Genomic DNA, 24037 nt, shown 5'->3' on the forward strand with positions numbered 1-24037 from the left:
CGCGCGCGCCGGGCGCCGGGGGGCGTGGGTCAGAAGCCGAGCCTGCGGAGCTGCTTGGGGTCGCGCTGCCAGTCCTTGGCCACCTTCACGTGCAGGTCCAGGAAGACCGGCGTGCCGAGCAGCGCCTCGATCTGCTTGCGGGACTTGATGCCGACCTCCTTCAGGCGCTTGCCCTTGGGGCCGATGATGATGCCCTTCTGGCTGGGGCGCTCGATGTAGACGTTGGCGTGGATGTCCAGCAGCGGCTTGTCGGCCGGGCGGTCCTCGCGCGGCAGCATCTCCTCGACGACCACGGCGATGGAGTGCGGCAGCTCGTCGCGGACGCCCTCCAGGGCGGCCTCGCGGATGAGTTCCGCGATCATGACCTGCTCGGGCTCGTCGGTGAGGTCGCCCTCGGGGTAGAGCGCCGGGCCCTCGGGCAGCATCGGGATCAGCAGGTCGGCGAGCAGGTCGACCTGCTTGTTCGCGGTCGCCGACACGGGGACGATCTGCGCCCACTCGATGCCCAGCTCCTTGCCGAGCTGATCGATCGCGATGAGCTGTTCGGCGAGGGTCTTGGAGTCGACGAGGTCCGTCTTGGTGACGATGGCGACCTTCGGTGACTTGCGGATGCCGGCCAGTTCCTTGGCGATGAAGCGGTCGCCGGGGCCGATCTTCTCGTTCGCCGGCAGGCAGAAGCCGATCACGTCGACCTCGGCCCACGTCGTGCGCACGACGTCGTTGAGCCGCTCGCCGAGCAGGGTGCGCGGCTTGTGCAGCCCGGGGGTGTCCACCAGGATCAGCTGGGCGTCCGGCCGGTGCACGATCCCGCGCACGGTGTGCCGTGTGGTCTGCGGCTGGTTGGCGGTGATCGCCACCTTCTGCCCGACCAGAGCGTTCGTGAGGGTGGACTTGCCCGCGTTGGGGCGGCCCACGAAGCAGGCGAAGCCGGCACGGTGGACGGTCTCGGCCGGCTGCTCGGATGACTGGGTACGCACGCTCATGGCGACCATTGTCCCTGATCCTCGGGGCCGTGCCGTACCAGTCGCGCACACGGTTCCGGCCCGCGGCCCGCGACCGTGAGTTTCCGGAAACCCCCGCGCAACGAAACGTCACGGAAACACTGCTGTACGCAACCGGAAACGCCCGCCGGTGACGCTCTGACGAGCCCCCACACCGCTGGAGACGCCCGTGACCCTCGCCGCAGCCCGCATCGACACCGGTGACACCGCCTGGCTGCTCGCCGCCACCGCCCTGGTCCTGCTGATGACCCCGGGTCTCGCGCTGTTCTACGGAGGCATGGTCCGCGCCAAGAGCGTCCTGAACATGCTGATGATGAGCTTCGTGTCGATCGCGCTGGTCACCGTGGTCTGGCTGGTGGCGGGCTACTCGCTGGCCTTCGGGGACGACGCCTTCGCGGGGCTCGTCGGCGGGCTCGGGCAGTCCGGCATGAGCGGTCTCGGGCCGGGCAGCGTGCACGGCTCCGTGCCCACCCTGCTCTTCGCCGCCTTCCAGCTCACCTTCGCGATCGTCACGGCGGCCCTGATCAGCGGCGCGGTCGCCGACCGGGCGAAGTTCTCGGCGTGGCTGGTCTTCGTCCCGGTCTGGACGCTGCTGGTGTACGTGCCGGTGAGCCACTGGGTGTGGGGGCCCGGTGGCTGGATCGTGGACCGGCTCGGCGCGCTGGACTTCGCCGGCGGTCTGCCGGTGGAGATCACCTCGGGCGCCTCGGGCCTGGCCCTGTGCCTGGTCCTCGGGCCCCGGCTGGGGTTCAAGCGGGACGCCATGCGCCCGCACAACCTGCCCATGGTGATCCTCGGCGCCGGGCTGCTCTGGTTCGGCTGGTTCGGCTTCAACGCGGGGTCCGCGCTCGGCGCGAACGGCCTGGCCGCGGCCGCCTTCCTGAACACGCTGGCGGCCGGCTGCACCGGTCTGCTCGGCTGGCTCGTCGTGGAGCAGCGGCGCGACGGCCACCCGACCACCCTGGGCGCGGCCTCCGGCGCGGTGGCCGGTCTCGTGGCGATCACGCCGTCGTGCGGCACGGTCTCGCTGCTGGGCGCGCTGGTGGTGGGGCTGGCGGCGGGTGTCGTCTGCTCCTACGCGGTGAGCTGGAAGTTCCGGCTGAACTACGACGACTCGCTGGACGTCGTCGGTGTCCACCTGGTCGGGGGCGTCATCGGCACCCTGCTGATCGGCCTGTTCGCGGAGCGGGCCATGACCGGCGGCGCCGAGGGGCTGTTCTACGGCGGCGGGCTGGTGCCGCTGGGCAGGCAGCTGCTGGCCGTGGTGGCCGTCGCGGTGTACGCGTTCGGGGTGACGTACGGCCTGGGCCGGCTGCTCGACAGGGTGATGGGCTTCCGGGCGAGCGAGGAGCAGGAGCACACCGGTCTCGACCTTACGGTGCACGCCGAGACGGCTTACGATCACGGGGTCCTGGGCCACGGCGCCCCGGTCTCCCACTCCGTGCCCGCCGGCTCCGCGCAGAAGGTCAAGGCCCAGCCATGAAGCTCATCACCGCGATCGTCAAGCCCTACCGCCTCGACGCGGTGAAGACGGCACTGCAGGAGCTGGGCGTGCAGGGCCTGACCGTGACCGAGGCGAGCGGCTACGGGCGCCAGCGCGGGCACACCGAGGTGTACCGGGGGGCCGAGTACCGGGTCGACCTGGTGCCCAAGGCCCGGATCGAGGTCGTGGTGGAGGACGCGGTGGCCGACGAGGTGATCGACGCGATCGTCAGCGCCGCGCAGACGGGGAAGATCGGGGACGGGAAGGTGTGGGCCGTCCCGGTCGAGACGGTCGTGCGGGTGCGGACCGGCGAGCGCGGCCCCGACGCGCTCTGACCAGCAGCGCTCCGGTCACCGCGCCCGCGGTGAACACCAGGGCCGCGAGCAGCCACGGCAGCGCGAGGAAGGAGGCGCTCGCCGATTCCCGGGTGCCGGGCGCGCTCACGGTCAGCGTGACGTGGGCCCGGTCGAGCTGGGGCGCCCCGCGCCAGGTCTCGGTGAGCCGCACCCGCTGTCCGGGCAGCAGTTCGGAGGGCACCCGGGTGAGCCGGCGGTCCAGCAGCGTCCGGCCGAACAGTCCGCGTGCGGTCAGCCGCACCCGGGGGTCGAGGGTGACGTTCCCGGTGTTGCGCAGGGTGTAGGAGACGGTCGCCGTGCTGTCGCCGAGGCCCGGCACCGGGGGCTGGTGGTGGCCGATCCGCAGGTGCTCGACGGACAGGGCGCCCAGCGTGGGGCCGCCGACCCGGAGGTAGACCCGGGCGCCGACGGCCCGCCGCACACCGAGCGCGAGCCTGCCGCTGCCGGGGTCGATCCGCTCGTCCAGGGCCACGATCGCGCCGGGGTGGTCGCCGGGTTCGGCTCCTTCGGGGACGCGCAGGGTGAACGGCACGGTGACGGTGCGGTGGCCGGGCACGGTGATCCGTGACCTCGCGGGCTTCGCCCAGGCGCCGACCCCGCGCATGTGCTCCTTGACCGTCCGTACGGCGAAACCGCCGTCGCGGGCGGTGTTGTAGGCGTCGGCCGCGTAGAGCCGGAAGGTGAGCGGCCGGCCGGTCCTGTTCTGCACCGCGACCTTGTCGGTGAGGGTCTGGCCGGGGTCGGCCGAGAGGTAGAAGTAGGGGCGCGCGGCGACCTTCGAGGCGACCGGGTAGACGGACCAGCTGCCGTTGTCGGCGGCCCGTGCCGGGGTGGCGAGGACACCGGGCACACCGAGGGCGCCGAGGAGGAGCGGAAGCAGGCTCAGGAGGAGGACGTGCGGCTTGCGCATGGGTGCGGACCCCCACGGACGGCCGAGGACGGACGGGAGACGGACGGAAGGCGGGCGGGGAAGACCGGGGGAAGGCGGGCAGCGGGCGGGTGCGGACGCCCGCACGCTCAGGTGAGCGTCAGGGTGAGCACACCGGAGTACGCGCCCGGAGGTGTGAACGCCGGTACGTCCAGGGAGAGTCCGGCGTCGACGGTGAACTCGCCGCCGGTGAGGGTGCCGTCGGGGGTCGACGCGAGGGTCGCTCCCGAGAGGCCCACGGTGCCCGCCGAACCCGCCTTGCAGGTGCTGGGGCTGCCCGCCTTGGTCGCGCAGGCGGGGTTCCAGCTCAGCCTGCCCGCTTCGATCTTGGCGCCGGGGCCGGTGAAGTCGGTGACCTTGCCGGTCAGGGACCAGCCGGCGGGCCCGCCGCGGTAGTCCTTGACGGTCACCGTCCGCAGGGCTCCGGTCGAGGCCCCGCCCTTTCCGAAGTCCACCGCCGACAGCGCGACGGCGTCCCCGGCCTGGGACATGGACAGGGTGCCCGCCTTGACGGTGGTGGTCAGCTTCTGGCTGCCGGCCGGCACGGGCGTGGTGTCGTTGACGACGTAGGCCGCGGGGCCCGCGCCCTTGTCCGCGCTCCAGGAGGCGCCCTCGTAGGCCACGACGCCGGTCGTCGTCTTGTCGTTGACGGTCAGCGAACCGCTGAAGGAGCCCTGGGCGTTCGCGGTCACGGTGGCGGTGTCCGCGGTCTGCGCGGCCCCGGCCCGCCCGGCCAGGGTGACGCTCGCGCCCGGGGTGAAGTTCGTCCCGCTGACGGTGACGGCGGCACCGGGGTCACCGGAGGCCGAACCCAGTGAGATGGCCCGGGTGTTGGCGGGTGTCCCGTCGGTCGCCGTGACGGTCTGCGAGGTCGGGGCGGGCGGGTTGGTGACCGTGCAGGGGGTGTCCAGCTCCAGGATGTAGCTGGTGTGGATGTTGTAGTCGCCGGGCGCGAGGGTGATCTGCCCGGCCTTGGTGACGGTGAACGTGCCGGTCATGGAGAAGGACGGGAAGGGCGCCTTCCCCGGGACCGGGGTGTTCTTCTTCGGCCCGGCGACCGTGACCGAACCGGTCTGGGCGCCGCCGAGCGCGACCTTGCCGGTCGGGGTCATGATGTCGGCGGGCAGGGCCAGGTCGGTGGGGTTGCCGGCGGCGGGTGTGACCACCGTGTAGGTGACGGTGACCGTGTCGCCGACCTTGGGGCTGGTGTTGTCCACCGACACGCTCGCGGTGGTGGTGCCGTCGATCGGCGGCAGGCCGGAGACGGCGGGCGGGATGCAGTGCGTGGCGAAGTCCACGTTCGCGCCGGCGGCACCGGCCGGGCAGGCCAGCGCGCCGCCCGCGGTGACCGCGAGGGCGGTCGCCCCGAGCAGTGACGCCCAGCGCCACCGTCGGGTTCTTCGGGGTGTCGGACCCATGGGCCCCCTCCTGAGGGTTGCGGGCGCAGCGGCTCGTCTGCGCCGACAGGGGGCATTGATGTGGAGCGGGGGTGAGAAGTCAATGGAGATGCCGCAGAAAACTGACGGATCATCAGTTTCTGCGGCATCCACGGGAGAACCGGAACAGATCGCTCAGTCGAAGACGAAGGGGCCGGGCGCCTGGGGGGCGGTGGCCTTGCAGGTCACGGTGACTCCGAAGATCACCATCTTCAGGGAGCCGCCGTATGCCTCCAGGCTGTCACCGGAGGCGACGGTGCCGGGGAGCGGGCCGACGCTGACCGGGGCGCCGGTGTTCATGGCCGGGTTCCTGGTCCCGCTGAACACGACGCTTCCGCCGCCCGCCCTGACCAGGGTGAGCGTGGAGGCGATCGAGTCCTGCGCCACCGGGACCGGCGCGGTGATGGCGGAGGAGGTGAGGGTCATGGTGGCCGAGCCGCCGCTCTGGGTGGCCGTCAGCGTGGCCGTGCCGCCGCCGAAGATGCCGCAGCTCGCGTTGATGGTCGCCGACTGGGGGGTGACGGCGGCCGCGGTGGGCGCGAGGGTGAGACCGGTGACCGCGAGGGCCCCGGCCACCAGGGCCGCACCTGTTGCCGTGCGCTTGCCTCTCATGGGGATCCGCTTCCCTTCCCTGTGGGGGATGCCGTGTGGGGGACGCGACGGGCGGGGAGGCCGGCACAGGCGGGTGCGGACGCGCTGCGGCGGCGGTGCGGATCTGACGGCCCGTCGGAACGTACGGCTCCATTGACGCGCGCGGGTACGGGAGCAACAAGGTTGAATTCCAGCCGACCTTCTGTTCGGTAGGGACGGCCCGCGTCCCGGGCGGCCCCTGCTGCCCCCGGCCCCCTCAGCCCGCGGAGACGGTCAGCCGGACGGTCCCGTCGGGGGCGGCCAGGAGCACCGGCGTCCCGGCGCCCCCGAGGTCGGCGACGGCGGCCAGGTCCTCGGCCGGCACGGCCTCCGCCTCGCTCACCACGGCCGCCGCCTCCAGGGACCGCGCCCCGGACGCCACGGCCATCGCGACCGCCGTGCGCAACGCGCTCAGCCGCAGCGAGGCCAGCTCCACCGACCCGGCGACGTAGGTGCGCCCGGTCTCGTCGCGTACGGCCGCGCCCTCGGGCACACCGTTGCGAGCCCGGGCGGAACGGGCCAGGGTGACGATCTTGCGGTCCTCGGCGTCGAGCGCGTTGCTGTCGGTCATGCCCAGAGCATACGAAGCCGCGCCGGGCTCACCCCGCCACGGGGTGCATGGCGTCCCGCCGCCCCTCCGGGGACGCCAGCCACTCCAGCTTCGCCGCGGTGTTCTCCTCGTCCAGCGGAGTGTGCAGCACGATCATCAGATCGGGACGGGCCGGCACCTTCATCACCGTCGACTCCACGACCAGCGTCCCGACCAGCGGATGCTTCAGCTCCTTGCGCACCTGCCCCTGGTCCTCGATGCCCCGCTCGGCCCACAGCGCCACGAACTCGGGGCTGCGCGCCGACGCCTCGGCGAGCACCGCCTGGAACCCCTCGTCCTCCGGCCGGGCCGCGCAGGCGGCCCGGAACTGGGCCACGACCGTCCGGGCGTTGCGCTCCCAGCTGTTGCTGCGCGACCGGTACAGCGGATCGACGAAGAAGTCGACGAGGCAGTTCTGGGTGCTGTCCGGCCGCATGCCGAGGACCAGCGCCGCCGCGTCGTTGTACATCACGCAGTTGTAGTACGCGTCCATGATGTGCGCCGGGTACGGCATCCAGGTGTCGATCAGCCGTCGCAGCCCGTCGCACATGTCCCGCTTCCCGGGCGCCACCCGGGGCTCCGGCGGGTTCATCCCGGCCAGCAGGTACAGGTGCCGGCGCTCGGCGTCGCTGAGCCGGAGCACCCGGGCGACGGCGTCCAGGACCTGCGGCGAGACCGAGATGTCCCGCCCCTGTTCGAGCCACTGGTACCAGGACGCGCCCACCCCGGCCAGCACGGCGACCTCCTCCCGGCGCAGCCCGGGCGTACGGCGACGCCCTCCGCCGCCCGGCAGTCCGGCCTCCTGCGGGCTCACCCGGGCCCGCCTGCTCATCAGGAACTCCCGCAGCTCGTCACGCCGTTGACTGCGCATCGCCTCCGCAGCGGCCACGTACCGCTCCTCCCCCGTCGAGTCTGGTGGTGCCACCACCACCATAAGTTCCGACTCCCCACGCGTATTCCGCTCGCCGGAAGCTCTACCCATGGCGTTCGACACCACCCCTCAGACCACACCCCCGACCACACCCCCGGCCACCGCACCGGCCACCCCGCGGACCTCCGCCCCCGCGGGCGGACCGCTCGGCACCCCCCGGCTGTCGGCGCGGGACAAGCTGGTCCTCTTCGTCCTGTGCGCGGCCCAGTTCATGGTCGCCCTGGACTTCTCCGTCCTGAACGTGGCGCTGCCCGAGCTGGGCGCCGACCTCGGCATGAGCCGCTCCGCCCTGCAGTGGGCGGTCACCGCGTTCGCGCTCCCGTCCGGCGGTTTCCTGCTGCTGTTCGGCCGCGTCGGCGACCTGTACGGCCGCCGGAAGCTGTTCCTGACCGGCCTGGCCCTGTTCGGCGCGGCCTCCCTGCTGGCGACCCTGGCCTGGGACCCGGCGTCCTTCCTGGCCGGGCGGGCGCTGCAGGGCCTCGGCGCGGCGGCGATCGTGCCGACCGGCATGTCCCTGCTGACGACCACCTTCCCGGAGGGGCCGGCCCGCGACCGCGCCCTCGGCATCTCCGGCACGCTGCTCTCGCTGGGCTTCACGGTCGGCATGGTGGCCGGCGGTGTGCTGACCGACGCGCTGGGCTGGCGCTCCACGATGGCCCTGCTCACCGTGTTCGCGCTGACGGTGCTGCCGCTGGCGCCGGGTCTGCTGCCCGAGTCGCGCACCCCGGACCGCCCGCGCCTCGACGTGCCCGGCGCGGTCGCCGTCACCGCCGGCCTGCTGTCGCTGATCTACGCCCTGTCCACGGCCGCCGACCACGGCTTCGGCCGCACCGACGTCATCGCCGCGCTGGCCGCGGGGCTGCTCCTGCTGACCGCGTTCACGATGATCGAGTCGCGCTCGGCCTCCCCGCTGGTCTCCCTGCCCATGCTGCGCCGCCGCACGGTGGCGTGGGGCAACCTGGGCGGCCTGGTCACCTTCTCGATGATGTCGACGGTGGTCTTCGTGCTGACCCTGTACCTCCAGGAGACGCTGCGCCTGTCGGCCTTCGAGACCGGTCTGGTCTTCGGCTTCCAGGGCGCGCTCTCGGCCGTCGCCGGCACGCTGGCCCCCCGGGTCATCGGCCGCTTCGGCGCCCGCCGCACGCTGGTCGGCTCGCTGGCCGGGCAGGGCGCGCTGGTGGCCTGCCTGCTGCCGCTGAACGCCCACACCTGGTCGGTGTGGCCGGCCGCGGCGGCCGTGTCCCTGGCGAGCATGTGCCACCTGGGCGCGATCATCTCGTACGGCCTGACGGTGACCTCGGGCGTCCCGGACGACGAACAGGGCCTGGCCACCGGCCTGGTGACGTCCACCCAGCAGGTGGGCATCACCGTCGGCATCCCCCTGCTGGGCGTGCTGGCCACCACCTCCCGTGACCTGCTGTCCGGCGTCCACACCGTCCTCGCGCTGGACGCGGCGATCGTGCTGACCACCGCCGTCCTCGTGGGACTGGGCCTCGGGCGGGGTCAGTCCAGGGTCTGAACGATCTCGCTCCGCGCGGCCGTGTGCACCACACGGCCGCGCGCGCCGTTCACCAGGGGGAGGTAGGGCGGCACGTGTCCGCACTCGACACCGGCGACGATCGGCACGCCCAGGGAGCCGAGGGCGTCGAGGACGGCCTCGTCCTGGGTGAGGGTGCGGGCGTCGGGCGCCTTGGTGCGGCCCACGAGGACGGCGGCGGCGCGCTCGAAGAACCCGGCGAGCCGCATGCCGTGCAGGTTGCGGCAGATGGAGTAGGCGTTGTCCTCGCACGCCTCGACGTAGACGAGGAGGTCGTCGCCGGCCGCGAAGGACCGCGTGTCCAGCAGGCGGGTGCCCGCCACGTTGACCAGGGTCTCGACGCAGCCGCCGATCAGCCGGCCCTCGACGTCCACGTCACCGGTGCCGTCGAGCCGCCTCCAGCCGCCCTCGGCGTCCAGGGTGAGGTCGCGGATCCCCGGGTCGCGGGTCCAGTCGTCCCAGCCGGTGGTGCGGTGGCGGCCGGGCGGGGTCTGCGTGAACGGCTCGCCCTGCGGTGCGGTGACGATGTCCAGCCAGGACGTCAGGCCCTCGGGCGTCCGGTAGGGCGTGTCCATCAGGTTGTTGCCGTGCACGGTGGCGACCCCGGTGAGCAGGGTCAGCGGCGTGATGAGGGTGGAGATGTCGGACCAGCCGACGACCCAGGTCGGCTCGGCCCGTCCGATCCGCTCGAAGTCGAGCAGCGGCAGCAGGTCGATGGCCGTCTCCCCGCCCCACGGGGGCACCACGGCCCGGATCGCCGGGTCGGTCAGCATCCCGGTCAGCTCGGCGGCGCGTTCGGCGGCCGGCGCGCTGATGTGCGTCGAGCCGTCCATGCACCGGCCGACGACCACCTCGTAGCCGCGCGCCTCCAGGTCCCGGACCGCGACGTCGAGCCGCCCCCGGAGCTCCTCGGCGACCCCGCTGGAGGGCGAGGTCACACCTATGCGGTCACCGGGGCGCAGCGGGCGCGGGTATCGGACGCTCATGCGCCGGATTCTGGCACGGCCTCATCCGGCGCCGACACGGATTTACGGCCGGTCCAGCCGCAGCCGCTCCGCCCTGGGCAGGCCCGCGACGACGAGGTCGTAGGAGTCCTCGACCAGCTCCCTGACCAGCCGGTCGGGCAGGCCGCCGGTCACCGAGACGGTGTTCCAGTGGCGCTTGTTCATGTGCCAGCCGGGGACGATCAGTCCCTCGTGCTCGGCGCGCAGCCGGACCGCGTCCTCCGGATCGCACTTGAGGTTGACCGTCAGGGGCCGCGCGCCCAGGTTCGTCAGGGCGAACATCTTGCCGAGGACCTTGAAGACGGAGGTCTCCGGGTTGAACGGGAAGTCCTCCACGGCCGCGTTGAAGGACAGGCAGAGGGCGCGCAGCTCCTGGGGGGTCACTCGGCCACCCCGGCCGGGCCGCCGGCCGGCTCCACCAGCACCGTGACGATCTTGTTGCGGCGGCCGGCCGCCGCCTCGGCCGTCAGCTTCAGCCTGCGCCCGTCGGGGAGTTCGACCTCGGCGGAGGCGCCGGCGATGGGCACGCGGCCGAGCGCCTTGGCGAGCAGCCCCCCGACGGTCTCCACGTCCTCGTCGTCGTACTCCTCCAGGCCGTACAGCTCGCCGAGGTCGGTGATGTCGAGGCGGGCGGTGACCCGGTAGCGGTCCTCACCGAGGTCCTCCACCGGCGGCAGCTCCCGGTCGTACTCGTCGGTGATCTCGCCGACGATCTCCTCCAGGATGTCCTCGATGGTGACGATCCCGGCGGTGCCGCCGTACTCGTCGATGACGACGGCGACGTGGTTGCGGTCCTTCTGCATCTCGCGCAGCAGGTCGCCGGCGTTCTTGGTGTCCGGCACGAAGACGGCGGGGCGCATGGCCGTGGACACCAGGTCGTTCTCGGCGTCCCGGCTGATGTGCGTCTTGCGGACCAGGTCCTTCAGGTACACGATGCCGACGATGTCGTCCTCGCTCTCGCCGGTGACCGGGATCCGGGAGAACCCCGAGCGCAGGGCGAGGGTGAGGGCCTGACGGATGGTCTTGTAGCGCTCGATGACGACCAGGTCGGTGCGCGGCACCATCACCTCGCGCACCAGGGTGTCGCCGAGTTCGAAGACCGAGTGCACCATGCGGCGCTCCTCGTCCTCGATCAGCGACTCCTTCTCGGCGAGGTCGACCAGCGCGCGCAGCTCCGCCTCGGAGGCGAAGGGACCGCGGCGGAAGCCCTTGCCGGGGGTGAGCGCGTTGCCGATGAGGATCAGCAGCGAGGGGACGGGTCCCATGACCCGGGCCAGCGGCAGCAGCACGTAGGCCGCCGCGGTCGCGGTGTTCAGCGGGTGCTGGCGGCCGATGGTGCGCGGGGAGACGCCGACGGCGACGTACGACACCAGGACCATCACGCCGATGGCGACCAGCAGGGCCTGCCAGGTGGCGGCGAACTCCTGCAGGCAGGCGTACGTCACCAGGGCGGCGGCCGCCATCTCGCAGGCGACGCGGACCAGCAGGGCCACGTTCAGGTAGCGGGTGGGGTCGGCGGCGATCTGGGCGAGCTTGGCGCTGCCGCGCCGCCCGGTGCGCACGGCCTCCTCGGCGCGGAAGCTGGAGACGCGGGCGAGGCCCGCCTCCGCGCAGGCGGCGAGCCAGGCCACCACGACCAGCGCGATCGCGCCGATCACGATCTGCGGACTCATAGGAGGGCGGCCCGCCTACGAGACGGTGGGCGCCGGCGACGGACCGGTCAGGCCGTGCTCGGCCCGCCACCCGTCGACGATGGCGGCCTGGAGGCCGAACATCTCGGCCTTCTCGTCCGGCTCCTCGTGGTCGTACCCGAGCAGGTGCAGCACCCCGTGGACGGTGAGCAGTTGCAGCTCCTCGTCCATGGAGTGCCGCGTGGGCGCCTCGGTCCCCTGCCTGGCGGCGACCTCCGGGCACAGCACGATGTCGCCGAGCAGCCCCTGCGGCGGCTCGTCGTCGTCCTTCGACGGCGGCCGGAGCTCGTCCATCGGGAACGACATGACATCGGTGGGCCCGGGCAGGTCCATCCACTGGATGTGCAACTGCTCCATGGCGTCGGCGTCCACGACGATCACCGAGAGCTCGGAGAGCGGGTGGATGCGCATCCGCGCGAGCGCGTAGCGGGCGATGTCGAGGATCGCCTGCTCGTCGACCTCGGTGCCGGACTCGTTGTTGACGTCGATCGACATGGTCGTGCTGGTCTACTTCCCCTTGGGAGCCTTGGCGCCGGTCCTGCCACGGCCGCCCTTGTGGGTGCCGTTCTCGGTGCCGTGCTCGCTGTCGTACAACTCGTACGCGTCGACGATACGGCCCACCAGCTTGTGCCGTACGACATCGAGGGACGACAGCCGGGAGAAGTGCACGTCGTCCACGCCCTCCAGGATCTCCTGCACCTGCCGCAGACCGCTCTTGGTGCCGTTCGGCAGGTCGACCTGCGTCACGTCACCGGTGATCACGATCTTCGAGTCGAAGCCCAGGCGGGTGAGGAACATCTTCATCTGCTCGGGGCTCGTGTTCTGGGCCTCGTCCAGGATGATGAAGGCGTCGTTGAGCGTGCGGCCGCGCATGTAGGCGAGCGGCGCGACCTCGATCGTCCCGGCCGCCATCAGACGGGGGATGGAGTCCGGGTCGAGCATGTCGTGCAGCGCGTCGTAGAGCGGGCGCAGGTAGGGGTCGATCTTCTCGTAGAGCGTGCCGGGCAGGAAGCCGAGCCGCTCCCCCGCCTCAACCGCGGGACGGGTGAGGATGATCCGGTTGACCTGCTTGGACTGCAGGGCCTGCACCGCCTTGGCCATGGCCAGGTAGGTCTTGCCGGTGCCGGCCGGGCCGATGCCGAAGACGATCGTGTGCTTGTCGATCGCGTCGACGTACCGCTTCTGGTTGAGCGTCTTGGGGCGGATGGTGCGCCCGCGCGAGGACAGGATGTTCTGAGTCAGCACCTCGGCCGGGGTCTCCGGGCCGTCGCTCGTCCCGTTGTCGCTCGCCTTGAGCATGGCGATCGAGCGTTCCACTGCGTCCTCCGTCATCGGCTGCCCGGTGCGGAGCACCAGCATCATCTCGTCGAACACGCGCGAAATGAGGGCGACGTCCGAGGGGTCGCCGACCGCGCTGATCTCATTGCCCCGGACATGGATGTCGGCTGCCGGGAACGCCTTCTCGATCACGCGCAGGAGGGAGTCGCCTGAGCCCAGCACGGTCACCATGGGGTGCTGAGCGGGGACTGTCAGCTGCGCTCTCGCCCGCTCCTGCGCGGGGGTGTGAGCTGTGGGTGTCTGAGTCATGGGCCGGCTCTGTAGGCCTGCGGTTCCTCCTCGTCACGGCCGCGTAGCTGAGGGCGGCCTCGCGCTTCCAGGGTACGACGGGCGGGTGACAAGGCCGTAGGGGTTTTGGCGAGGGCACACCGGCCCCGGGCCGGTGGCTCAGCGGGACCGGCCGAACCCGATGGTCGGCACGGCCCGCCGCAGCGGCCAGGGCCGGTCGAGCACCTCGGGCACCAGCCCGTCGAGGAACGCGAACCTGCGCAGCGCCATCGGTTCCTGGCCGGGCGCCGACTGCACCCTGCGCCACCACGCCCCGATCTCCGACCACCCCGGCGCCGACAGCGATCCGCCGAACTCCTGGACGGACAGCGCCGCGGTGAGCCCGGCGAAGGCGAGGCGGTCGGCGAGCGGCCAGCCGGCCAGCGTCCCGGTGACGAAACCGGCCACGAACACGTCACCCGCGCCGGTGGGGTCCAGCGCCTCCACCGCGATGGCGGGCACCTCGGCGCTCTCCCCCGTGCGCCGGTCGACCGCGTACGCGCCCTCCGACCCCAGGGTCACCACCGCCAGCGGCACATGGGCGGTCAGCGCGTGCGCGGCCGCCTTCGGGCAGTCGGCCCCCGTGTACCGCATCGCCTCCGCCGCGTTGGGCAGGAACGCCTCGCAGTGCCCCAGGTCGGTGAGCGCGGACAGGTCCCAGGCTCCCGTGTCGTCCCAGCCGACGTCGGCGAAGATGCGGGTGCCGGCGCGCGCGGCCTCGGCGATCCAGGAGGCGGGCCGGCCGGGAGTGAGCGAGGCGACGGCGGCACGCGCGCGGGGCGGGAAGTCGGGGGCGGTCTCCTCCGGCGGCGGCTCGTGCCCGTGCGACACCATCGTCCGCTCGCCCTCGTAGGCCATGGAGACGGTGACCGGCGAGTGCCAGCCGGGCACCGTGCGCGAGGGCCCGAGGTCGATGCCCTCGCCCTGGTGCAGCGCGTCCCAGCAGTACTCGCCGTAGTGGTCGTCGCCGAAGGCGGCGGCGAGGGACGTCCGCAGGCCGAGGCGGGCCAGCGCGGTGGCCATGTTGGCGACCCCGCCCGGGCTCGACCCCATGCCCCGGGCCCAGGACTCGGTGCCGCGCACGGGCGCCGAGTCCAGGCCGGTGAAGATGATGTCGAGGAAGACCGTGCCCGTGAGGTAGACGTCCCAGGGCGGGTCGGCGGGTGTGCGCAGCGCGGCCAGCGGGTCGACCTGGACCTGGCCGCGCGCGGTCCGCGTGAGGTGCTCCGGTTCCTCTCCGGCGCTCGGGTGGGACGGGGTCACGGTGCGCTCCCTGACGTGTGCGGATCTGGCCAGTGTGCACCACCGCCCGTCCGGCGCGGGTCCCCGCGCGCCGTCCCCGCGCACCTGGGCCGGTACTACCAGCGGGGCATGGCCGGGGTGCGCCACCCGGGGTCGGCCACCCGCATCGCCGCGGCGTCGTCGCGGTCGCGCAGGGTGCCGTCGTCCTCGGCCCACCGCCGGTGCAGCCGGGCCAGTTCGTCCCGGTCCAGCTCGACGCCGAGCCCGGGCGCGTCGGAGACGGCGACCCGGCCGCCGGTGAAGGCGATGCGCTCGGTGAGGACGTCCTCCGCCTGCCAGGGGTAGTGCGAGTCGCAGGCGTGGTGCAGGCCCGGCACGGTGGCCGCGACCTGGGTCATCGCGGCGAGGCTGATGCCGAGGTGGGTGTTGGAGTGCATGGAGAGACCGACGCCGAAGGCGGCGCAGATCGCGGCGAGGTGCCCGGTGTTGCGCAGTCCGCCCCAGTAGTGGTGGTCGCAGAGCAGCACCTGCACGGCGTCGCGGGTGAACGCCTCCCTGATCTCACCGAAGGTGGTCACGCACATGTTGGTGGCGAGGGGGACCTCCGTCGCGGCGGAGACCTCGGCCATCGCCGGGGTGCCCAGCGTGGGGTCCTCCAGGTACTCCAGGACGTCGTGGAGTTCCCCGGCCACCTTCAGGGCGGTCTCCACCGACCAGGCGCCGTTGGGGTCGAGCCGCAGCGGACGCCCGGGGAACGCCTCGGCGAGGGCGCGGACGGCGGCGATCTCCTCCTCGGGCGGGAAGACGCCGCCCTTGAGCTTGAAGGAGGTGAAGCCGTGGCGCTCGGTGAACCGCCGCGCCTGGGCGACCACTCCGGCCGGGTCGAGGGCGGCGCCCCAGTCGTCGGGCTCGGCGGCGACGCCGTCCGGGTGGCCGGCCCACTTGTAGAAGAGGTAGGCGCTGTACTCGACCGAGTCGCGCACCCTGCCGCCGAGCAGCGCGTGCACCGGCAGCCCGGACGCCTTGCCCTGGGCGTCCAGGCAGGCCACTTCGAAGGCCGAGAGCACGGACAGCCGCAGCTTGTCGGCGGTCTGCACGCCCCGCAGCCCGCCGGCGTCCACGGCGGCCCCGGTCCGGGACTCGTCGACGGCGAGGTCGAGGGCGAACAGCTCGTTCACGTCCGTGACCCGGCGTCCGGTGAGGTGCTCGGCCAGCGGGCGGGCCAGTTCCAGGTACTTGGTGTCGCCGTAGGTCTCACCGAGTCCGGTGGTCCCGTCGGCCGTCACGACCTCCACGATCAGCCGGGGGGTGTACGGCTGGTGGACGCCCTGGGTGTTGAGCAGGGGCGGGTCGGCGACCAGGATCGGGGTGAGCCGTACCTCGGCGACGGTCAGGTCTCGGGTCACAGTGGTGCTCCTACGAGGTCGAGTCCGGTGGTGAGCAGGGTCTTCAGCTCGGCGAGGTCGGCGGGCGAGGGGTCGGTGAGCGGGGCGCGGACGGGGCCGACACGCTCGCCGCGCAGCCGGGCGGCCGCCTTGACCAGGGAGACCGCGTACCCCGGTACCCGGTCGCGCAGTTCGACGAGGGGGACGTAGAAGGCGCGCAGCAGCTTGCCGGTGATGTCGTGGTCGCCGGCACGCAGCGCGTGGAAGAAGGCGCCGGCGATCTCGGGCGCGAAGGCGTGGACGGCCGAGGAGTAGGCGGGGACGCCGACGGTGGCGTAGGCGCGGGCCTGGATCTCGGCGGTGGCGGCGCCGTTGAAGAACAGGAAGTCCTCGGGGGCGGCGAGGGTGAGGCGCTGGAGGCGGTCGAGGTCGCTGTGGCCGTCCTTGAGGCCGATGACGTTCGGGACGCGCGCGATGCGCCGGACCGTGTCCGCGGTGTAGGCGACCTGGCCGCGCTGGTAGGCGACGAGCGGCAACCGGGTGCGGGCCGCGAGCTGTTCGAGCTGGGCGGCCAGGCCGTCCTGCGGGGCGGCGACGAGGTAGTGCGGCAGGACGAGCAGGGCGTCGGCGCCCGCCTCCTCCGCGATGCGCGCGAACCGGGCGGCCTGCGCCCAGCCGTACCCGGTCCCGGCCACCACCGGCACCCGGCCGGCCGCCTCCTCGACGGTGATGGCGACGACCTGCCGGTACTCGTCCTCGTCCAGGGAGAAGAACTCCCCGGTGCCGCAGGCCGGGAACACGCCGCCGGGCGCGGCGGCGAGCCGGGCGGCGACGTGGGCGCGGAAGCCGTCGGGGTCGAGGGAGCCGTCGTCGTGGAAGGCGGTGAGCGGGAAGGACAGCACGCCGCGCGCCATGCCCTCCCGCAGTCGCCGCGCCACGTCCTGCGGACTCGGGTCGCCAGCCACCTGACCATCTCCCCTTATGAATGTCGTCCATGTATGCGAACGCCTGATGCGAAAGAGGCTAGATACACGGACCCGCGGCCGTCAATGGAGGGCAACGGAAAAGAGCCCCGTCCCGCACAAGCGGGACGGGGCTCTGCTGGAGCGCCGGGCAGGCCTTGCACCTGCATCTCCCCACAGGAAGTGGGGCGTCTTTCCTTGGACCACCAACGCACGGTCCGGTACCGGGAGTTACCGGCGACCGCGACGTGATCAACCATAGCGCATCCCGCGGGGTGCGGGCCAACCGGCCCGCAGGGGCACTCACACCTACCCGCACTCGCATGAGGCAAACACAGGAGTGATCCAGATCACTCTGTCCGAGCTTCTTCCGGAACCGCGTGCTTGATACAACTTGCTCGCGCGTTCCCGTCCGTCGACGGCCGTCGCCCCTCCCCCTCCCGCCGGCTCCTTCCGAGCCGTCGCTCCCGCCTGCCCTGGGAACGCCCGTGTCCGCCCCCCGCTCCATGCCCTGGCCCCTCGTCGCCCTGTTCACGGCCGGGTACCTGGCCCCCTATCTGCTGCCCACCACCGTGGGCCGGCTGGACAGCGGACTCCCGCTCTCCGCCACCGAGGCCGGCGCCATCGGCAGTGCGCTGCTGCTGAGTTCGGCGGCGGCCGGCTTCCTGCTCGCCTCCCGGGTGGAGCGGATCGGCCCGCGCGCCCTCGCCCGGTTCGGCCTCACGCTCGCCGTCCTCGGCTACGGCGCGGCCGCGCTCACCGGGTTGGTGCCGGCCGTCGTGGCGGGCGCGGTCGTCGGCGGGTTCGGCTCCGGCACGGCCACGGCGGTCGCCGCCTGCGGCATCGCCGCGCAGCGGGACCCGCACCGGGTCACCACGTTCGGTCTGCTCGGGGTCTCCGCACTGGCCGGCGCCCTGTACCTGACGATCCCGCACCTCGGCCCGGGCCACGGGCAGCCGCTCGCCGCGCTCGCGCTCACCGCGGCCGCGGTGTGGCCGCTCACCGGCCGCCTGCCCGGCCGCACCGGCCAGGGCCGCACCCAGCCCACCGGGCGCGGGCGCCTCCCCCACCGGCGGGCCGGGCTGCTGCTGGCCGCGGTGATGCCGTGCTGGTCCCTGGCGCAGAACTCGCTGTGGGGCGTCAGCGGCCGCATCGGTCTCGGTCAGGCGCACCTCGGCGAGGTCACGGTCGGCGCGGTGTTCGCGGCCGCGCTCGGCGCCGGGCTGCTCGGGGTCGTGGGCGCCGGGGCGCTGGGGCCCCGGCTGGGCCGGGCGGTGCCGATCGGCGCGGGCACGGCGCTCATCGCGGGCTGCATCGCGGTCAGCGCGTCGGCGACCGGCCTGCCCTCCTTCGCGGCGGGCGAGATCTCCTGGAACCTGCTCTACCCGGTCGTGCTGTCGTACGTCATCGGGCTGGCCGCCTCCCTCGACCCGCGCGGCCGCTGGGCGGTGCTGGTCGGCTCGGCGGGGTCGCTGGGCACGGCGGCGGGCCCGCTGGCCGGGAGCGTGCTGGCCGCGTGGGCCGGGTTCCCGGCCATGGGCGCGATCCTGGCCTGCGGACTGCTCGCGGTGGCGGTGCCGATGACGGTGGTGGCGCTGCGCGCGGGCCGGCGGCCGCTGCCCGTGGTGGAGATCGTGGTGGAGACCCCCGCCGTGCCCGCCCGGCGGACGTACGACACCGCCTACCCGAACTCGTACGCCTCCACCTCGGCGAGGTAGCGGGCCCGCCGCTCCTCGTCGTCCTCCAGGAAGGAGGCGACGAAGGAGTTGCGGGCCAGCTCGCGCAGCCGCTCCTCGGAGAGGCCGAGCGCGGAGCGCACCGCGTCGAAGTTGTCGCCCGCGTAGCCGCCGAAGTAGGCCGGGTCGTCGGAGTTGACCGTGCACAGCAGGCCGGCGTCGAGCATGGCCGGCAGCGGGTGCGCGGAGAGGACGTCCACGGCGCGCAGCCGGACGTTGGACAGCGGGCACAGGGTCAGCGGGACGCGCTCCCGCACCAGCCGCTCGACCAGCGCCGGGTCCTCCATGCAGCGCAGGCCGTGGTCGACGCGCTCCACGCCGAGCACGTCCAGGGCCTCGGTGATGTACTCCGGCGGCCCCTCCTCGCCCGCGTGCGCCACCCGGCGCAGGCCGAGCGCGGCGGCCGCCTCGTACACCTCGCGGAACTTCACCGGCGGATGGCCGACCTCGGCCGAGTCCAGGCCGACCCCGGTGATCCGGTCCAGGTACGGCCGGGCCAGCCGAAGGGTTTCCAGCGCCGACTCGGCGGACTCGTCACGCAGGAAGCACATGATGAGCCTCGTGGAGACGCCGTGGGTCTCCTCGCTGCGGCCGAGCGCCCGCCAGAGCCCGTCCACGACGGTGCCCATGGCGACGCCCCGGGCGAGGTGGGCCTGCGGGTCGAAGAAGATCTCCGCGTGCCGCACGCCCTGCGCGGCGGCACGGGCGAGGTAGGCGTCGGCCAGGTCCTCGAAGTCCCGCTCGGTGCGCAGGACGGCCATCAGCTCGTAGTACAGGTTCAGGAAGGACTGGAGGTCCTCGAACCGGTACGCCCTGCTCAGGTCCTCGGTGTCGGCGTACGGCAGCTCGACGCCGTTGCGGGCGGCCAGCTCGAACGCCAGCTCGGGCTCCAGGGTGCCTTCGATGTGAAGGTGCAGTTCTGCTTTCGGGAGAGGCATCAGAGCATCGTACGGCGCTCCCACCTGCGACTTCATCCGGCGCGTCGGCGGCGCCTCAGCGGCGCTTGGGGAGCGGCACCCGCTGCAGGTCGTGCGCCACGGTCAGCTCGCCCTCGAACCCGGCGGCGCGTGCCTGCCGCTCGAACTCCCCGGGGTCGGAGTAGCGCTGGCTGAAGTGGGTGAGGACGAGGTGGCGCACGCCCGCGTCCCGGGCCACGCCGGCCGCCTGGCCCGCCGTCAGATGCCCGTGGTCGACGGCCAGTTCGATGTCCTCGTCGAGGAACGTGGACTCGATGACGAGCAGGTCGCAGCCCTCGGCGAGGGCGTGCACCCCGTCGCACAGCCGGGTGTCCATGACGAACGCGAACCGCTGCCCGTGCCGCGTCTCGCTGACGTCGTCCAGCGTCACGTCGCCGAGCCGGCCCTCGCGCTGGAGGCGGCCGACGTCCGGGCCCGAGATGCCGTGCGCGGCGAGCCGGTCGGGCAGCATGCGGCGGCCGTCGGGTTCGGTCAGCCGGTAGCCGTAGGACTCCACGGGGTGGGACAGCCTGCGGGCCTCCAGGGTGTACGCCGGGGTCACCGCGAGGTTGCCGTCCGCGGCGACCGGCGCCTCGGTGAGGCGGACGGTCTCCCGGTAGGCGGTCGCGTACCGCAGCCGGTCGAAGAAGCGCTGCCCGGAGAGCGGGTAGTGCGCGCTGATCTCGTGCGGCACCCGGTCGAGGTTGATCCGCTGGATGACGCCGGCGAGGCCGAGGGAGTGGTCGCCGTGGAAGTGCGTCACACAGATCCGGTGCAGGTCGTGGGCGGCGACCCCGGCGCGCAGCATCTGCCGCTGGGTGCCCTCGCCGGGGTCGAACAGGAGCCCCTCGCCGTCCCAGCGCAGCAGGTAGCCGTTGTGGTTGCGGTGCCGGGTCGGGACCTGGCTGGCGGTGCCGAGGACCACCAGTTCACGGACTGACATGGCGAGTCATCCGGGCGGCCATTGAAGGCCGCGGCCCCCGAGGACGTGCGCGTGGGCGTGCCAGACGGTCTGGCCCGCGCCGCTGCCGGTGTTGAAGACCACGCGGTAGCTGTCCAGCTTCTCCTCGTCGGCGACGGCCTGCGTCTCGGCGAGCACGTCGGCGGCGAGCTGCGGGGCGCCCGCGCCGAGCGCGGCCGCGTTCTCGTAGTGCGCCTTGGGGATCACCAGGACGTGGGTCGGCGCCTGGGGGTTTATGTCACGGAAGGCGACGGTGGTCTCGGTCTCGCGGACGATGGTCGCCGGGATGTGACCCGCGACGATCTTGCAGAACAGGCAGTCGTCCTGCGGCTCTCCCGCCATTCGCTGCGCTCGCTTTCGCCGGTGGTGATCAGTACGGGGGCATGGTAGTCGGTCGGGCGCCGGTCACCTCAGGACGGCAGGTCCGGCAGGTCCGGCGGGGTCTTGGCGGGCCGCTCCTGCAGTGCCTCCAGCGCGAGCGCGATCGCCGCGTCGAGCTGGGCGTCCCGGCCCGCCGCCCAGTCCTGCGGGCGCTGGACCACCTCCACGTCCGGGTCCACGCCGTGGTTCTCCACGCCCCAGCCGTAACCCTCCAGCCAGAAGGCGTACTTGGGCTGGGTGATCAGGGTGCCGTCGACCAGGCGGTAGCGGCTGTCGATGCCGATGACGCCGCCCCAGGTGCGGGTGCCGACGACCGGGCCGATGCCGAGGGCGCGGATCGCCGCGTTGACGATGTCGCCGTCGGACCCGGAGAACTCGTTGGCGACGGCGACGACGGGGCCGCGCGGCGCGTCCAGCGGATAGCTCTCGGCCCGCATGCCCCGGGGTACGTCCCAGCCGACGATCCGCCGGGCCAGCTTCTCCACGACGAGCTGGGAGGTGTGGCCGCCGCGGTTCTCCCGGACGTCGACGACGAGGCCCTCGCGGGCCACCTCGACGCGCAGGTCGCGGTGGATCTGGGCCCAGCCGGGCGCCTGCATGTCGGGCACGTGGAGGTAGCCGAGACGGCCGCCGGAGCGGGCGTGCACGTGGGCGCGGCGGTCGGCGACCCAGGCGTGGTAGCGCAGGGGTTCCTCGTCCGCGAGCGGGACGACGACCACGTGCCGGGGGTCGCCGCCGCCGGCGGGCGAGACGGTCAGCTCGACCGGTTTGCCGGCCGTGCCGGTCAGCAGCGGTCCCGGCCCCGTGACCGGGTCGACGGGCTGTCCGCCGACGGCGACGATGGCGTCCCCGGGGCGCACGGCGACACCGGGCGCGGCGAGCGGGGAGCGGGCGTCCGGGTCGGAGGTCTCGGTGGGCAGGACGCGGTCGACGCGCCAGCCGCCGTCCTCGTGCCGGGAGATGTCGGCGCCGAGCAGGCCCTGGCGGGGCCCGCGGCCGTGGCCGCCGCGCGGGGTGACGTAGGCGTGGGAGGTGCCGAGTTCGCCCTGCACCTCCCACAGCAGGTCCACCAGGTCGTCGTGGGTGGCGAGGCGGGCGAGGACGGGCCGGTAGCGGTCGAGCACGCCGTCCCAGTCGACGCCGGCCATGTCCGGGCGCCAGAAGTTGTCCCGCATGATGCGGCCGGTCTCGTCGAACATCTGCCGCCACTCGGCGGCGGGGTCGACCGTCTGCCGGACCCGGGTCAGGTCGACGGTGACGTTCGAGTCGCGGTCCTCGTCGTCGGAGGCCCGCCGGTCGGCGGGCACCACCCTGAGCCGGCCGTCGGCCCACAGCAGCACCCGCTTGCCGTCACCGCTGACCTCGAAGCGGTCCGCGTCGGCGGCGAGATGCTCCAGGCGCTGCTGGGCGAGGTCGTAGCGCTCCAGCTCGGTCTTGGGGTCGGGGGCGTCCGGGGTGGCCCGGGAGGCGCCGAGGACTCCGCGCACGGGATGGCGCAGCCAGAGCAGGCCGTCCCTGGCGGCGCGCAGGTTGGAGTAGCGGGCGGCCTCGACCGGGAACGGCACGATGCGGTCGGCCAGGCCGTCGAGGTCGACGCGGGTGACCGGGGTGCCCTCGCTGTCGGGGGTCTCGTCCTTGTCGGGGGTGCCGAAGGGCCGGCCGTGCCGCTGCGGACCGAACGGGGACGGCGTCGTCGCGGCGAGGGTGATCAGGTGCGGCCGGGCGCCCTCGACGAAGGCCAGGTCGAAGACGTGCTCGTCGTAGACCGGGTCGAAGGAGCGGCTGGAGAGGAAGGCGAGGTGCTTGCCGTCCAGGGTGAAGGCGGGCTGGTAGTCCTGGAAGCGCAGCGGGGTCGCCTCGGTGACCGACAGGTCGGTGGTGTTGGCGATGCGCAGCTGGCACAGCGGGCGCGGGCCGGGGTGCGACCAGGCGAGCCAGCCGGAGTCGGGTGAGAAGGCGAGGTCGCTGACGTCCCCGTGGTCGCTGCGGTCGACCTCGCGGACCTCGCCGCTGTCCCGCTCGACCAGCAGCAGCCGTCCGTCGTGCGCGGCCACGGCGGCCCGGCTGCCGTCGGGGGCCACGGCCAGCTCCAGGACGCGGCCGAGCTGTCCGGCGGCGATCCGGCGCGGGGTCGCGCCGGGGGTGGCGCCGGTGGCGGGCGCGAACTCCAGGGCGTCCTCGCCCTCGGCGTCGGTCACCCACACCGCCCACTCCTCGCCGTCGGCGCGGAAGGCGCGCGGGAGCCGGGCGCGCACGCCGGGCTGTGCGGCGAGGGCGCGGGCCGGGCCCGAGCGGTGGGTGACCCAGTGGACGGTGCCGCGCACGGCGACCGCGCTGCCGCGCGCGGTGTGGTCGGGGGTCGCGTGCCCGAACCAGCGGGAGGCGTTCAGCTGGAAGGGCCTGAGATCGACGCGCGGGCCGCCGAGCCGGATGTCCAGGCGGCGCGGTTCGGCGCCGTCGAGGTCGTCGAGCAGCCAGAGCTCGCCCGCGCTGGAGTAGACGACGCGGGTGCCGTCGGAGGCGGCGTGGCGGGCGTAGAAGCCGTCGAGGGGGGTGTGGCGCCGCAGGTCGGACCCGTCGGCGAGGGAGGAGTAGAGGGCTCCGGTGCCCTCGTGGTCGGAGAGGAACGCCACCCGGTCGCCGGCCCACAGCGGGTACTCGATGTTGCCGTCCAGGTCCTCGTGCAGCCGGACGAACTCGCCGGCGCCGCGGTCGATCCACAGCTTGCCCGCGGTGCCGCCCCGGTAGCGCTTCCACCAGGCGGCCTCGCGGCCCATCGGGGCGCTCAGCAGCACGGTGTGCGGCCCGTGGGCGATGTCGCCGACCGGACCGTGGGGCAGGGTGGCGGCCGGTCCGCCGTCCAGCGGGACGGCCCGCGCCCAGGTGCGGCGCAGGCTCGCCTGGCCGTGGGTGCTGAGTGCGAGGACCTCGCCGTCCGGGGTCCAGCCGCGCACCTGGGTCTTGAGGCTCCCCCAGTGGGTCAGCCGCCTGGAGGGCCCGCCGTCGACCGGGGCGACGTACACCTCGGGGGCGCCGTCCCGGGTCGAGGTCCAGGCGAGGGTGGTGCCGTCGGGCGAGATGCGGGGGTGGTTCACCGGCACGTTGTCGGCGCCGGCCCGCCAGGCCCGGCCGCCGTCCAGGGGGGCCAGCCAGACGTCGTCCTCGGCGGTGAAGGTCACCAAGTCGCCGTTCAGGTGCGGGAATCGGAGGTAGCCGGAGGGTC

Annotated in this window: 22 protein-coding genes; 4 read left to right on the forward strand and 18 right to left on the reverse strand. The window is 73.4% G+C overall.

Annotated elements, in window-relative coordinates; all coding sequences use genetic code 11:
- Positions 1-29 precede the first annotated feature (29 nt).
- Complete coding sequence (gene era / locus B446_RS13020) at positions 30-983, reverse strand: GTPase Era (RefSeq protein ID WP_020939905.1); 954 nt, start codon at positions 981-983, stop codon at positions 30-32.
- A 187-nt stretch (positions 984-1170) separates the two neighbouring features.
- Between era and B446_RS13025 the strand changes: the two genes are divergently transcribed.
- A complete protein-coding gene (locus B446_RS13025; RefSeq protein ID WP_020939906.1) occupies positions 1171-2484 on the forward strand; it encodes an ammonium transporter in 1314 nt (437 codons plus the stop codon).
- Complete coding sequence (locus B446_RS13030) at positions 2481-2819, forward strand: P-II family nitrogen regulator (RefSeq protein ID WP_020939907.1); 339 nt, start codon at positions 2481-2483, stop codon at positions 2817-2819. The genes B446_RS13025 and B446_RS13030 overlap by 4 nt, the downstream gene beginning before the upstream one ends.
- Here B446_RS13030 and B446_RS13035 read toward each other — a convergent pair.
- The 5 genes from B446_RS13035 to B446_RS13055 form a co-directional block, all read right to left on the reverse strand.
- Positions 2713-3750 (reverse strand): WxL protein peptidoglycan domain-containing protein, encoded by a 1038-nt coding sequence (locus B446_RS13035; RefSeq protein ID WP_020939908.1) that lies wholly within the window; start codon positions 3748-3750, stop codon positions 2713-2715. The two genes, B446_RS13030 and B446_RS13035, sit on opposite strands and share 107 nt — an antisense overlap.
- A 107-nt stretch (positions 3751-3857) precedes the next feature.
- Positions 3858-5186: a hypothetical protein gene (locus tag B446_RS13040; protein WP_020939909.1), complete on the reverse strand. Its 1329-nt coding sequence runs from the start codon at positions 5184-5186 to the stop codon at positions 3858-3860.
- A gap of 153 nt (positions 5187-5339) precedes the next feature.
- On the reverse strand, positions 5340-5816 hold the full coding sequence (locus tag B446_RS13045) for a hypothetical protein (RefSeq protein WP_043475497.1): 477 nt from the start codon (positions 5814-5816) through the stop codon (positions 5340-5342).
- A gap of 235 nt (positions 5817-6051) precedes the next feature.
- Positions 6052-6405, reverse strand: a complete 354-nt coding sequence (locus B446_RS13050; RefSeq protein WP_020939911.1) for a hypothetical protein — start codon at positions 6403-6405, stop codon at positions 6052-6054.
- Between the two features lie 28 nt (positions 6406-6433).
- On the reverse strand, positions 6434-7294 hold the full coding sequence (locus tag B446_RS13055; RefSeq protein WP_043478169.1) for a helix-turn-helix transcriptional regulator: 861 nt from the start codon (positions 7292-7294) through the stop codon (positions 6434-6436).
- 109 nt (positions 7295-7403) lie between these two features.
- Between B446_RS13055 and B446_RS13060 the strand changes: the two genes are divergently transcribed.
- Positions 7404-8873, forward strand: coding sequence for an MFS transporter (locus B446_RS13060; RefSeq protein WP_020939913.1), 1470 nt, complete (start codon positions 7404-7406; stop codon positions 8871-8873).
- Here B446_RS13060 and B446_RS13065 read toward each other — a convergent pair.
- From B446_RS13065 to B446_RS13100, 8 genes are all read right to left on the reverse strand, one after another.
- Entirely contained in the window at positions 8858-9877 is a 1020-nt protein-coding gene (locus B446_RS13065) for a S66 family peptidase (protein WP_020939914.1), read from the reverse strand. The genes B446_RS13060 and B446_RS13065 overlap by 16 nt on opposite strands.
- 42 nt (positions 9878-9919) lie before the next feature.
- Positions 9920-10279, reverse strand: a complete 360-nt coding sequence (locus B446_RS13070) for an MmcQ/YjbR family DNA-binding protein (protein WP_020939915.1) — start codon at positions 10277-10279, stop codon at positions 9920-9922.
- The gene (locus B446_RS13075; RefSeq protein WP_020939916.1) at positions 10276-11568 is read right to left on the reverse strand and encodes a hemolysin family protein; all 1293 of its coding nucleotides are present in this window, start codon (positions 11566-11568) and stop codon (positions 10276-10278) included. The genes B446_RS13070 and B446_RS13075 overlap by 4 nt, the downstream gene beginning before the upstream one ends.
- Positions 11569-11583: 15 nt before the next feature.
- Positions 11584-12081: an rRNA maturation RNase YbeY gene (gene ybeY / locus B446_RS13080; RefSeq protein WP_020939917.1), complete on the reverse strand. Its 498-nt coding sequence runs from the start codon at positions 12079-12081 to the stop codon at positions 11584-11586.
- A gap of 12 nt (positions 12082-12093) precedes the next feature.
- A complete protein-coding gene (locus B446_RS13085) occupies positions 12094-13173 on the reverse strand; it encodes a PhoH family protein (RefSeq protein ID WP_078614694.1) in 1080 nt (359 codons plus the stop codon).
- Positions 13174-13311: 138 nt separating this feature from the next.
- Positions 13312-14454 carry a carbohydrate kinase family protein gene (locus tag B446_RS13090; protein ID WP_020939919.1) on the reverse strand — a complete coding sequence of 381 codons (1143 nt, stop codon included), beginning with the start codon at positions 14452-14454 and terminating at the stop codon, positions 13312-13314.
- Positions 14455-14549: 95 nt separating this feature from the next.
- Complete coding sequence (locus B446_RS13095) at positions 14550-15839, reverse strand: glucarate dehydratase family protein (RefSeq protein ID WP_020939920.1); 1290 nt, start codon at positions 15837-15839, stop codon at positions 14550-14552.
- Positions 15836-16732, reverse strand: coding sequence for a 5-dehydro-4-deoxyglucarate dehydratase (locus B446_RS13100; RefSeq protein WP_020939921.1), 897 nt, complete (start codon positions 16730-16732; stop codon positions 15836-15838). Before B446_RS13100 ends, B446_RS13095 begins: the two co-directional genes overlap by 4 nt.
- A 536-nt stretch (positions 16733-17268) precedes the next feature.
- Between B446_RS13100 and B446_RS13110 the strand changes: the two genes are divergently transcribed.
- Positions 17269-18498, forward strand: a complete 1230-nt coding sequence (locus B446_RS13110; protein WP_020939922.1) for a hypothetical protein — start codon at positions 17269-17271, stop codon at positions 18496-18498.
- Here the strand turns inward: B446_RS13110 and B446_RS13115 are convergent.
- The 4 genes from B446_RS13115 to B446_RS13130 all read right to left on the reverse strand — a co-directional run bounded on the left by B446_RS13115 (position 18462) and on the right by B446_RS13130 (position 24008).
- Complete coding sequence (locus B446_RS13115; protein WP_020939923.1) at positions 18462-19454, reverse strand: adenosine deaminase; 993 nt, start codon at positions 19452-19454, stop codon at positions 18462-18464. The genes B446_RS13110 and B446_RS13115 overlap by 37 nt on opposite strands.
- A gap of 55 nt (positions 19455-19509) precedes the next feature.
- Positions 19510-20415, reverse strand: coding sequence for a ribonuclease Z (locus B446_RS13120; RefSeq protein WP_020939924.1), 906 nt, complete (start codon positions 20413-20415; stop codon positions 19510-19512).
- Positions 20416-20421: 6 nt separating this feature from the next.
- Positions 20422-20775, reverse strand: coding sequence for a histidine triad nucleotide-binding protein (locus tag B446_RS13125; RefSeq protein ID WP_020939925.1), 354 nt, complete (start codon positions 20773-20775; stop codon positions 20422-20424).
- A 68-nt stretch (positions 20776-20843) separates the two neighbouring features.
- The gene (locus B446_RS13130; protein WP_234967627.1) at positions 20844-24008 is read right to left on the reverse strand and encodes a S41 family peptidase; all 3165 of its coding nucleotides are present in this window, start codon (positions 24006-24008) and stop codon (positions 20844-20846) included.
- Positions 24009-24037: the final 29 nt, after the last annotated feature.

This window comes from Streptomyces collinus Tu 365 (assembly GCF_000444875.1).
Lineage (GTDB): Bacteria > Actinomycetota > Actinomycetes > Streptomycetales > Streptomycetaceae > Streptomyces > Streptomyces collinus_A.

Excerpts from the sequence above, each read along its gene's own strand:
- B446_RS13075 (WP_020939916.1), bottom strand. The coding sequence starts at position 11,568 with ATGAGTCCGCAGATCGTGATCGGCGCGATCGCGCTGGTCGTGGTGGCC.
- B446_RS13050 (WP_020939911.1), bottom strand. The coding sequence starts at position 6,405 with ATGACCGACAGCAACGCGCTCGACGCCGAGGACCGCAAGATCGTCACC.
- B446_RS13120 (WP_020939924.1), bottom strand. The coding sequence starts at position 20,415 with ATGTCAGTCCGTGAACTGGTGGTCCTCGGCACCGCCAGCCAGGTCCCG.
- B446_RS13060 (WP_020939913.1), top strand. The coding sequence starts at position 7,404 with ATGGCGTTCGACACCACCCCTCAGACCACACCCCCGACCACACCCCCG.
- B446_RS13085 (WP_078614694.1), bottom strand. The coding sequence starts at position 13,173 with ATGACTCAGACACCCACAGCTCACACCCCCGCGCAGGAGCGGGCGAGA.
- B446_RS13035 (WP_020939908.1), bottom strand. The coding sequence starts at position 3,750 with ATGCGCAAGCCGCACGTCCTCCTCCTGAGCCTGCTTCCGCTCCTCCTC.
- B446_RS13100 (WP_020939921.1), bottom strand. The coding sequence starts at position 16,732 with ATGGCGCGCGGCGTGCTGTCCTTCCCGCTCACCGCCTTCCACGACGAC.
- era (WP_020939905.1), bottom strand. The coding sequence starts at position 983 with ATGAGCGTGCGTACCCAGTCATCCGAGCAGCCGGCCGAGACCGTCCAC.
- B446_RS13055 (WP_043478169.1), bottom strand. The coding sequence starts at position 7,294 with ATGCGCAGTCAACGGCGTGACGAGCTGCGGGAGTTCCTGATGAGCAGG.
- B446_RS13045 (WP_043475497.1), bottom strand. The coding sequence starts at position 5,816 with ATGAGAGGCAAGCGCACGGCAACAGGTGCGGCCCTGGTGGCCGGGGCC.
- B446_RS13040 (WP_020939909.1), bottom strand. The coding sequence starts at position 5,186 with ATGGGTCCGACACCCCGAAGAACCCGACGGTGGCGCTGGGCGTCACTG.
- B446_RS13115 (WP_020939923.1), bottom strand. The coding sequence starts at position 19,454 with ATGCCTCTCCCGAAAGCAGAACTGCACCTTCACATCGAAGGCACCCTG.
- B446_RS13125 (WP_020939925.1), bottom strand. The coding sequence starts at position 20,775 with ATGGCGGGAGAGCCGCAGGACGACTGCCTGTTCTGCAAGATCGTCGCG.
- ybeY (WP_020939917.1), bottom strand. The coding sequence starts at position 12,081 with ATGTCGATCGACGTCAACAACGAGTCCGGCACCGAGGTCGACGAGCAG.
- B446_RS13030 (WP_020939907.1), top strand. The coding sequence starts at position 2,481 with ATGAAGCTCATCACCGCGATCGTCAAGCCCTACCGCCTCGACGCGGTG.
- B446_RS13065 (WP_020939914.1), bottom strand. The coding sequence starts at position 9,877 with ATGAGCGTCCGATACCCGCGCCCGCTGCGCCCCGGTGACCGCATAGGT.